We start from the raw sequence: 9999 nt of genomic DNA on the forward strand, positions 1-9999 counted from the left end.
GTCGACATGATCTATACCGGTGTTGCCTTTGCCGGTTCGATTCACAAGCCGATCGCCATCACCAATGCGCCCTTCATTCTGCGGGATTACAGCCATTGGAAGGCGTATCGCGATTCCAAGCTGTTCCGCGATATCGCGTCTGGTTATGAAAAGAAGACCGGCCATAAGGTGGTGTCGCTGACCTATTACGGTCAGCGCCATGTGACGGCCAATCGAGAAATCAAGAAGCCGGAAGACATGAAGGGCATGAAGCTGCGGGTGCCGCCGGCGCCATTATTTCTCATGTTCACCAAGTCGGTCGGGGCCAATGCCACGCCGATTGCTTTCGCGGAAGTGTATCTCGCGCTTCAGCAGAAGACGGTGGACGGTCAGGAAAATCCGCTGCCCACCATCATGGCCAAGAAGTTCTACGAAGTGCAGAGCCATATCATGCTGACCGGCCATATTACGGAATCGCTGGTTGCCAATGTCGGTGGGCATGTCTGGAGCAAGCTGAACGACGCCGAGAAGAAAATCTTCCAGGAGGTTCTGCTGGAGGCGGCATCGCGCGCCAGCGAGCAGATCCGCACCTCCGAGCAGAAGCTGGCGGATGAATTCCGCAAGCTGGGTAAGACCGTTGTAGAGGTCGATCGCGAGGCCTTCCGCAAGGCGGCGATGCCGCTGCATAACGACGCCGGTGCGGGCGCGGGCTGGAGCAAGGCGGAATACGACGCTCTGCAGGCACTGAAGTAAACGGAATGGCAGGCGCGGCACTGGATGTCGCGCCTGCCAAACCATGCTGTAACAGGAGTTGTCCGTGACACAATCCCAACATTTGAACCAGCCGGATGATGGCGCGCCCCTGATCGCTGCCGAAGACCCCGATTACGTGATCAAGCCCTATATCGAGGACGTGCTCGCATTCATCATTTTTTGGGCGCTGTCCGGCGTGGTTTTTCTGCAGTTCTTCACGCGCTATGTGCTGAATGATTCGATGGCATGGACCGAGGAAATTGCCCGGTATCTGCTGATCTGGGTCACCTTTGTCGGCGGTGCCATAGCCATGCGGCGAGGCACGAATATCGGTGTCGAAGTTTTGCTGCATTTCCTGCCATCAGGTCCGGTCAGGGTGCTGCGCTTCGTCATCGATATCATCACGGTCGGATTTGTCGCACTGCTCTGCTGGTTTGCCGTGCAGATCACCGAGCGGATGCAGATCCAGACAATGATGGTGGTCGATGTGCCCATGAGCGTCGTCTATGCGGGTGTCGCCTGCGGCTGCTTCCTCATGCTGTACCGCAGTCTTGGTGTGCTGCTGGCGAACGCGCGCCGTCGCTGGCAACCCGATCCCAATAAAGTTGACCTGATCATCGATTGAAAGGCCTCGCAGTATGACTGCCCTTTTTGGTGTTTTCTTTTTGCTGCTTCTTGTCGGCGTGCCGATTTTTATCGCGCTGGGTGGCGCGTCGCTGACCTACACGCATTTCTTCTCGACCATGCCGGATTTCGTCACTTTGCACCGTATGGCCGGTGGCGTTGACTCTTTCCCGTTGATCGCGGTGCCATTCTTCATTCTGGCCGGCAACCTCATGAACACGGCCGGAATCACCAACCGGATCTATGATTTCGCCACCGCCGGTGTCGGCTGGCTGCGCGGCGGTCTTGGCCATGTGAATGTGGTTGGATCGGTGATCTTTGCCGGCATGTCAGGCACGGCGGTCGCCGATGCTGGCGGCCTTGGCACGATCGAGATCAAGGCGATGCGGGATCACGGCTATGATGATGAATTTGCCGTTGGCATCACGGCGGCATCCTCGACCATCGGCCCGATCATTCCGCCCTCGCTGCCGATGGTGATTTTCGGCGTGATGGCCAATGTGTCGATCGGCCAGCTGTTTGCGGCGGGCTTCATTCCCGGCCTGCTGATGGCCGCCGCCATGATGGCCTATGTCACCTGGTATGCACACCGGAACGGCATCGGGCGTGACCAGGTCTTCCGCTGGGGCGTACTGGGCCGCACATTCCTGCGTGCCATTCCCGCCCTGCTGACGCCGGCAATTATCATCGGCGGCATGTCGGCCGGGCTGTTCACGCCGACAGAAGCCGCGATTGCGGCCTGCGCCTGGGCCCTGTTCCTGGGCTTGCTGCTGTACAAGACGCTGAGCTGGAAGCAGTTCTACCGGATTTCGCTGGAAACCATCGAAACCACGGCCAGCGTGCTGATCATCGTCGGGGCGGCTTCCCTCTTCGGCTGGGTGCTGACCACCACCAAGGTCACCGAAACGGTTTCCGAGGCCCTGCTGGCGATCACCACGGACCCGTTGCTGCTGCTGCTGATCATCAATTTAATCCTGCTGGTGATCGGCTGCTTCATGGAAACGATCGCGGCCATTTCCATTCTGGTGCCCGTGCTGATGCCGGCCGTCACCAAGGTGGGCATCGACCCGGTACAGTTCGGCGTCATCATGGTGCTCAACCTGATGATCGGGTTGCTGACGCCCCCGGTGGGCATGGTGCTGTTCGTGCTGTCACGGGTCGCCAAGATGTCGTTCGACCGGACCGTGATGGCGGTGTTGCCCTTCCTGGTGCCGCTGCTTGCGGTTCTGGTGCTGATCTCGGCGATCCCGGCCCTGACGCTCTATCTGCCGACGCTCTGGTATCGGTAAGTTTCCAGGCTTCGGCGGGCGGCCGGCGTTTCTGCATTGTTCTTTCTGTGTATGATCTGAGCCAGCGGAGCGACCGGGATGGTTTCTCCGCTGGCTGTCTTCGTTTGCAGAGCTTTCGCGTAATGCCTATTGATGGGCCCGTAACCACTCAGGCGAATTGGCCATTCCGATTTGCGGGGGTAGGCCGCGTTTGCAACACGGGTATCCATAATCTTGCCGAACCATTTTCGCATTCTTCTGGCAATAGCAGGTTTGCAGTTTGTCAGCTTTGCCGTGCTGACTGCGCTCGCGGCAGTGCCTATCCCGGTTTTCGACATCCTCAACATTACCCACGGCTATCTGGCGGACGGATTGTCATGGCATTGGCTGCTGGAACTTCACAACCAGCATCAGATCCTCGTGCCACGGCTATTGCTGGTTGCCGATCTTGCGATCACCGGTGGGCATATGGAGGTGTTTGTCGCTCTGGGTCTGCTGGCCTGGATTGGTGTTTACGGTGTCGTGGCACGGCAGATATCCAGGGACAGCGCGGCTTCCCCCTGGCAGACCTTTGGATATGCGCTGCTGGCGATTGCGCTGTTCCGAGCCTTTCTGTTGGAAAGCATCGTCCTCAATAACGGCTTCAACTATCCCGTTGCAGCGATCTTCGCAGTCTCTGCCTTTGCGCTTGCAGCCAGGCTGGACCCTGCACGGCCGTTCCAGCCGGTGGCATGGCTGGCTGCAATGGCCGCCCTGTGCAGCAGCCTGTGCCTGTTGAACGGCGTGTTGGCGGTGCCGATTGCAGCGGGAATCGCGGTGCTGCGCAGTCGTTCGTTGTTTGCCGCCATTCCATTTGTGGCCGGCGGCATGATTGCGGTGGCTTTGTATGTGAAAGGACCAATGATCGGTGCATCGCAGATGTCATTTGACGTTGGCCTGCTGTTGCAGGCGCTGCTTAATGCATTCGGCGCGCCCTGGGTTCTGAAAGCGACCGTGGCGGGGCAGGCCGTCGGTCTGATTGTCGCTCTGCTGGCATTGGCTTGCCTTGCAGCGTCTTTACGGTCCCGGCTTGCAGGCGTCGATGCCATGGCTGTCGCCCTGATTCTCTTTGGTCTTGGATCGATCATGTTGGCCGCCATCGGACGACCGGAATTGAGCGAGCATATGGGGGCGGTGGGGAGGTATGCCCTCTGGACCGCCCTGGTCCATGCCGGCATCATCCTGACCGTGATACGCCGGCCAGTTATCCTGCAATGGCTGGATCGTCGTGCTTTGCAAGTCGTGCTTTTATTCGTGGCCATCTTGCTGATGGTGGAGCAGGCACGTATGGCGCGCGTTTATCTCGCTCTGGGTCAAGGCATGCAGGCCGCCGCCATCAGGCTTCAGGCTGGGGAGCGGTCCGACGCGGTTTTTGCTGCCATCAAGATCGATCCGGTCTATGGCAGGACAATCTATGATCTTTACGCTGCCCGCGGGCTCTATGGCTTCCGCTGAAACCGGCCCAGATCTGACCGGGCGGGCTTGCAGGACCAGCCAAATTATTATCCTATCAGCGTTATTTCGCGTTGAAGAAAAGCCGGAGGAAATCCAGTCATGAGCAGCAGCAAAGTCGCCCTGATTACTGGCGCAGGCACGGGTATTGGCAAGGCTTCGGCCGTAGCGCTGGCCCGTGCCGGGTACAATGTCGTTTTGGCCGGTCGCCGGTTGGAGGCTTTGGATGCCACCGCGCGTGATGCCGAGAAGCATGGCGTGCGTGCTGTGGCCGTGGCAACCGATGTGGGCGATCATTCACAGGTGAAGGCGCTGTTTGCGAAAACCAAGCAAGCCTTCGGCCGTCTCGATGTCCTGTTTAACAATGCCGGCATGGGTACGCCGGCGATGCCATTGGAAGACCTGTCGTATGAGCAGTGGAAGGCCGTGGTCGATGTCAATCTGACCGGTCCGTTCCTGTGCACCCAGGAAGCCTTCCGCATCATGAAGGACCAGACGCCGCGCGGCGGTCGCATCATTAACAATGGCTCGATCTCGGCCTACGCACCGCGACCATTCTCCTCGCCCTACACCTCGACCAAGCATGCAATCAGCGGCCTGACCAAGGCCAGCTCGCTGGACGGCCGTGCCTATGATATCGCCGTCGGCCAGATCGATATCGGCAATGCCGCCACCGATATGACTGAACGGATGAAGAATGGCGTGTTGCAGCCCGACGGTTCGACGCGGGTTGAACCGCGCATGGATGTCGAGCATGTGGCCAATGCCGTTGTGCATATGGCCAGCTTGCCGCTGGATGCCAACGTGCTGTTCATGACGGTGATGGCGACCAAAATGCCCTTCGTTGGCCGCGGTTGAATTGGTGGCTGCCCAGGACTTGCACTGGATCTGGGGCGAGGTTGTTGTTCCCGCGGGTACGCCTTTCGGACAGCTTGGCGCGACACCAGCCTCAGTTTATGAAGGCTGCGCCACTTGTCCGGGGTGCCGGGCGGTAGCCGAACCAGTGGGGAGAGTAGGGTGAGCGACGCGATTACCCAGATGCGGGAGCAAATCCGCAAGCTTCAGGAGGACAAGGCCCGCCTGGAGGCCGATATGGCCAGTCTGGCCAAGAAGCGGCCTGAACTCGACAAGCAGATTCTCGATATCCAGGCAAAGCTTCGCAACGCCAAGGGGCCGTCGCAGCAGTTGCAAACCGACCTGCGCAATGCGAAAGAGGCCGCGCAGGGGGCTGCCGGGGGTATCCAGAGCCTGCGGGGAAAAATTGCGGAACTGACCGGAAAGATTGCAGAACTGGATAAAAACATTAAAATCGTTGAAGATTTCATGCGGCCGAAGAAATAGGCTGCTTAAAGCGATGAAAACAGGGGGCAGAGGGGCAGTATGAACCCCATGGAAGTCGAACGGATGCTGGCTCGCCACCGTGAGTGGCTGATGAAGCGTCCCCGCGGTGCCCGCCTAAATCTCTCGCTTGCCGATCTGCAGGGGTATGATTTCAGCGGCGCGGACCTGCGCGCCGCCAAGATGTCCGGTGCCAATATGTCGCGTGCCGTACTGGTGGAGACCAACCTCTCGGAAGCCGATCTTTTTGCTGCCAATTTGGAACGAGCGGACCTTTCCAAGGCCGACCTGACCAAGGCCGACCTGCGGGGTGCCTCCATGCGCGGGGCAACCCTGGCCGGCGCCCGCCTGATGGGGGTCGATTTCCGGGGGGGCGCCCTGATGCAGGCCTCCGATAACGGTGTGGGCTTCGGCGGGCCTGATTCCCAGGGTAAGAAGCCCAAGGCCAATACCGGGGGCGCCGACCTGGCGGAAGCCAATCTGCGCGGCTCGAACCTGACCGGTTCGAACATGAACGGCGTGAATCTGGCGGGCGCCAACCTGTCGCGTGCCAACCTGACCAAGGTATCGCTCCGCAAGGCCAACCTGGCTGGCGCCGATTTCAAGGGCGCCTGTCTGCGCGGCGTCGATATGTCTCTGGCGCTGATCGACGGCGCCGACTTCCAGGGGGCTGACCTGAAGGGCGCGATCCTGGAAGACGTCGACATGGACTCGGCGAATTTCACCGGGGCAGAGCTGTTCGTCGATGTTTCCAGCTTTGGCGACACCGTGGCCGGTATCCTTCAGGAGCACGAGAAGTGGATCAAGACCGATGGCCGCGAAGGCACGCGCGCCGATCTGGCCGGTCTGAACATGGAACGTATCGACCTGTCGAATAAGGACTTGAGCGGTGCGAACCTGAAAGGTGCCAAGCTGGCCGGCGCCAAGCTGCAGAACACCACATTGGTGATGACCGATCTTTCAGAAGCCGATCTGACCGGCGCCAACATGATCGGCGCCTTGGCCAATGGTGTTAATCTCGCCCGTGCCATCCTGCAGAAAGCAATCCTGCAGCGTGCCCAGCTCGGCCAGGTGCCGCTGCGCGGGCCAGACGGCAAGCCGATTGGCCGCTATTGGTCAGCCAGCCTAGCGGCAGCAGATGCCTCGGATGCCGACTTCTCTGATGCGCTGCTCAAAGGGGCAAACCTGATTGATGCCAAACTGAACCGGGCCCGATTGGTCAATGCCAATCTGACCGATGCCAAAATGGTCAACACCGATCTGAACGGTGCCGACCTGACCGGCGCCCAGTTGCCGCCGCAGGATTGAGTTCTCGATCTAGCCTTCCATGTTGCGCACGCGCTCCATGCGCATGCGGCCGGCATGGTCGATTGCTTCCTTGTAGGATTCAGGTGCCACCGAAGAAAGCTTGTGACTCAGGCTTCGCGTCATCTGCCATTCCTTCTTCGGGTCGCTCTTGCTGAGCAGGGCCTTGGAATTGAGATTGGACAGGATGCGCTCCCACAGCGTTTCAGCGCAGTGGGGCAGGCGATTCTCACCAAGCATGCGGTTGAGCTTTTCAAGGATCGGGTCGGGCTTCGCCGGCATTTCCAGCTTGCCGGCGGACAGATCGGCCAGCGCGATGAGAGCCTCTGACAGGCTGGCGCGGGAACCGAGAATGTCCTGGATCAGCGTGGTTGAATCGAGGCAGGCGGCCGAGACTTCATCCAGCAGTTCGCTGGTGCCATTCATCGGCCGGTCGATCATGTCGGTCAGCGCGATATCCAGGCGCCCGGCATAGCTTGAGAGCGACTGCGTGACTTTCGATGTCTGGAAGAAAAACAGGAAGCGCAACTCGTCGCCCTGATATTTATTCGCCAGCCGTTCATACAGGCGGGCGAAATCATTGCCTTCAAAGGCAGGCAGGTTTTTCTCGGCCAGCAGGTTGCGCGTATGGGCAATCAGCTTGTCGAACAGGGCTTCGAGCTTCTTGCTGCGTTCAGCCTGGCCGGGCAACCCGGGCTGGGTCTGCGCGCCGGCAAGGGCGTAGATGCCGGCACGCAGGAAGCTGCTCATGTCATTCAGCTTGCGCTGATGCTGCGGCGAATGCAGCAGTTCGATTGCGGTGGCATTCTGCTTGTCGAGGAATTCACGAAAGACGGTGCTGATACCCTTGACCGACGGGCGACGGCTGAAATCGTGGATCGTTTCCAGTGCCGGATAGGGGCCCTTGAACGGGCGCGTCGTCATTGTCTTGGGCCGCGCGGTGGCAACCTTGTTGAAAATTTCCGACTGTGTACCGAAACCATCTGAACGCTCGCGCGACCGCAGCACTTTCACGGCCTGGAAATCGCCCATATTCAGCAGGGCATTGGCCTGCGCGATGGCATTCTTTTCCAATTGCTCATTGGCATGCTGGGTGTTGCTGGTTTCGCCTTCCAGACGTTTGTCGAGGCGCCAGCGGCCATCGACCTGCACGTAGATTTCATATGAAAATGCGCGCGATCCCGCACCGAATATCGACCCAAATACCATGACTCGTCCCCACCACTTCGGCCTGTCTGCCCGATAGATTTATAGAATTTTTGCGCCCCTGAAACATATTTTCAAGGGCCACATCCCCACGGCTAATCCTGCTTATCGCGGCGCTGACGCTCGGCGATCGCTTTCTGTTCAATTGTTTGCAATTGCTTGGCAAAACGCTCAAAGGCTTGCGCTACCGAAAGCACGAACTGGCGCTGCTGCGGCTCGGCCATTTCCAGCGCGGCTTCGGCAAATTTACGTGACTGCTGTCGTGCCAGGCCGGCCGCATCGCGAAACGCATCGACGCGCACCTGCTCGAAGGTCGACAGGATGCAATGCCGGGTGATGCTTTCTTCAACAGTCTTGAAAGATGCTTCTTTGACCATGCCATCCTTGAGCAGGTCGAAGACCAGCAACGTCTCTTCCGAAATGCGGTTGATAATGCCGTCGACCCGCTCGCGGTCGCGCGGCGTCGGAGCCAGATCAGGTTCCGACGGCTTTTTCGCTGCGCGCTTGACGACACTGGACCACATGACCCTGAACTGACGGCCCTTTCTGGCATCCGTCGGAACTGCCTGCCTGCTCGCATAGTGCGATACAACTCCGAGGTGCGCCAGCACTATTGCATACAAATAGTTGCGCAAGGCTTAAGCCTTGGTAACCTCACCAAGGTTAGCGGAATGTTCTGCCCGTGCCCCAGCGGGCAAAAAAAGGGCCCCGCAAGCGGGGCCCTTTTCGGTGATGCGGGCGTGCCGCGATCAGCCTTTTTTCGCCGGTGCGGCCCGCTTTTTCTGCGATGCCGCGATCATGAAGTTGTCGAAGGTGTTTTCCGAAACACGGAACCACGACACCTGCTCGTCGCGGAACTTGACCCAGTTGTCGAACACCTTCTTGAACTTCGGGTTCTTCGCCGAGGTGTCGTCATAGAGTTCAACCGCGGCGTTGAAGCAGGCTTCCATCACCGGGCGCGGGAAGGCACGCAACTGCGTACCACCGGCGATCAGCTTGCGCAGGGCGGCCGGATTCTGGGCATCGTACTTCGCCACCATCCAGACATTCGCATCGGCGCAGGCTGCTTCGAGAATGGCCTGGTATTCCTTCGGCAGCTTGTTCCACTGCTCGATGTTCACCATGACCGAGAGCTGCGGGCCACCTTCCCACCACCCCGGGTAGTAGTAGTACTTGGCAACCTTGTTGAAGCCGAGCTTCTCGTCGTCATAAGGCCCGACCCATTCGGCCGCATCGATGGTGCCCTTTTCCAGCGCCGGATAGATGTCGCCGCCAGCGATCTGCTGCGGCACAACGCCCAGTTTGGTGAGCACCTGACCGGCGAAACCGCCGATGCGGAACTTCAGGCCGTTCAGATCCTCGGTGGTCTTGATTTCCTTACGGAACCAGCCGCCCATCTGCGCACCGGTATTGCCGGCCGGAATTGCATGGCAGTTATAGTCCTTGAAGAACTCGTTCATCAGGGCGCGGCCGCCGCCGTGATGCATCCAGGCATTCTGCTGGCGGGCGTTCAGACCAAAGGGGATGGCGGTATCGAAGGCGAAGGTCGGATCCTTGCCGACATAGTAGTAGTTCGCCGTGTGACCGCATTCCACCGTGCCGGCCTGGACGGCGTCGAGCACCTGCAAGCCGGGCACGATTTCACCACCGGCGAATACGCGGATCTGGAACTTGCCGCCAGTGGCGGCATTCACACGATTGGCGACCACTTCACCGGCGCCATAGATGGTATCGAGGCTCTTTGGGAAGCTCGATGCCATGCGCCAGCGGATTTCAGGCTGGCTCTGCGCCACTGCCGGCATCGGGAAGCTGGCGGCAACACCGATGCTGCCGGCACCCGCCAAGGCGGCGCCTTTAAGGAACTTGCGTCGTTGCATTTTTATCTTCTCCCTGTTTGGCGGGCCGGACACTTTCGGCCCGATTACCGACCGTCCTTGCAGACTCGCGCTGCGTCAGACGATGGGGGGAGATTACGGGATCAGGTTAACCAGAACAACGACCGATAAAGAAAAGCCCCGACAGAGCGGGGCTTTTC

Annotated in this window: 10 protein-coding genes; 7 read left to right on the top strand and 3 right to left on the bottom strand. The window is 59.4% G+C overall.

Annotated features, from left to right (window positions below; all coding sequences use genetic code 11):
* The 7 genes from dctP to AAG799_RS20520 form a co-directional block, all read left to right on the top strand.
* Positions 1–732: TRAP transporter substrate-binding protein DctP (dctP, locus tag AAG799_RS20490; RefSeq protein WP_341898779.1), on the top strand; the 732-nt coding region annotated here is incomplete at its 5' end.
* Between the two features lie 64 nt (positions 733–796).
* Positions 797–1357 (top strand): TRAP transporter small permease, encoded by a 561-nt coding sequence (locus AAG799_RS20495; protein WP_341898780.1) that lies wholly within the window; start codon positions 797–799, stop codon positions 1355–1357.
* 13 nt (positions 1358–1370) lie between these two features.
* Positions 1371–2645 carry a TRAP transporter large permease gene (locus AAG799_RS20500; protein ID WP_341898782.1) on the top strand — a complete coding sequence of 425 codons (1275 nt, stop codon included), beginning with the start codon at positions 1371–1373 and terminating at the stop codon, positions 2643–2645.
* 213 nt (positions 2646–2858) lie between these two features.
* Complete coding sequence (locus AAG799_RS20505; RefSeq protein ID WP_341898784.1) at positions 2859–4118, top strand: hypothetical protein; 1260 nt, start codon at positions 2859–2861, stop codon at positions 4116–4118.
* Between the two features lie 99 nt (positions 4119–4217).
* Positions 4218–4973, top strand: coding sequence for an SDR family oxidoreductase (locus AAG799_RS20510; RefSeq protein WP_341898785.1), 756 nt, complete (start codon positions 4218–4220; stop codon positions 4971–4973).
* A 159-nt stretch (positions 4974–5132) separates the two neighbouring features.
* Positions 5133–5456 (top strand): hypothetical protein, encoded by a 324-nt coding sequence (locus tag AAG799_RS20515; protein WP_341898787.1) that lies wholly within the window; start codon positions 5133–5135, stop codon positions 5454–5456.
* Positions 5457–5546: 90 nt separating this feature from the next.
* Positions 5547–6761 (top strand): pentapeptide repeat-containing protein, encoded by a 1215-nt coding sequence (locus AAG799_RS20520; RefSeq protein ID WP_341898789.1) that lies wholly within the window; start codon positions 5547–5549, stop codon positions 6759–6761.
* Between the two features lie 9 nt (positions 6762–6770).
* Here the strand turns inward: AAG799_RS20520 and AAG799_RS20525 are convergent, their stop codons facing one another.
* The 3 genes from AAG799_RS20525 to AAG799_RS20535 form a co-directional block, all read right to left on the bottom strand.
* Entirely contained in the window at positions 6771–7910 is a 1140-nt protein-coding gene (locus tag AAG799_RS20525) for a hypothetical protein (protein WP_341898791.1), read from the bottom strand.
* A gap of 149 nt (positions 7911–8059) precedes the next feature.
* Entirely contained in the window at positions 8060–8599 is a 540-nt protein-coding gene (locus tag AAG799_RS20530; RefSeq protein WP_341898793.1) for a hypothetical protein, read from the bottom strand.
* A gap of 114 nt (positions 8600–8713) precedes the next feature.
* Positions 8714–9841, bottom strand: coding sequence for a TRAP transporter substrate-binding protein (locus tag AAG799_RS20535; protein ID WP_341898795.1), 1128 nt, complete (start codon positions 9839–9841; stop codon positions 8714–8716).
* Positions 9842–9999: the final 158 nt, after the last annotated feature.

This window comes from Ferrovibrio terrae (genome assembly GCF_943371255.1).
Classification (GTDB): domain Bacteria; phylum Pseudomonadota; class Alphaproteobacteria; order Ferrovibrionales; family Ferrovibrionaceae; genus Ferrovibrio; species Ferrovibrio terrae_B.

Excerpts from the sequence above, each read along its gene's own strand:
- AAG799_RS20535 (WP_341898795.1), bottom strand. The coding sequence starts at position 9,841 with ATGCAACGACGCAAGTTCCTTAAAGGCGCCGCCTTGGCGGGTGCCGGC.
- AAG799_RS20500 (WP_341898782.1), top strand. The coding sequence starts at position 1,371 with ATGACTGCCCTTTTTGGTGTTTTCTTTTTGCTGCTTCTTGTCGGCGTG.
- AAG799_RS20510 (WP_341898785.1), top strand. The coding sequence starts at position 4,218 with ATGAGCAGCAGCAAAGTCGCCCTGATTACTGGCGCAGGCACGGGTATT.
- AAG799_RS20520 (WP_341898789.1), top strand. The coding sequence starts at position 5,547 with ATGAAGCGTCCCCGCGGTGCCCGCCTAAATCTCTCGCTTGCCGATCTG.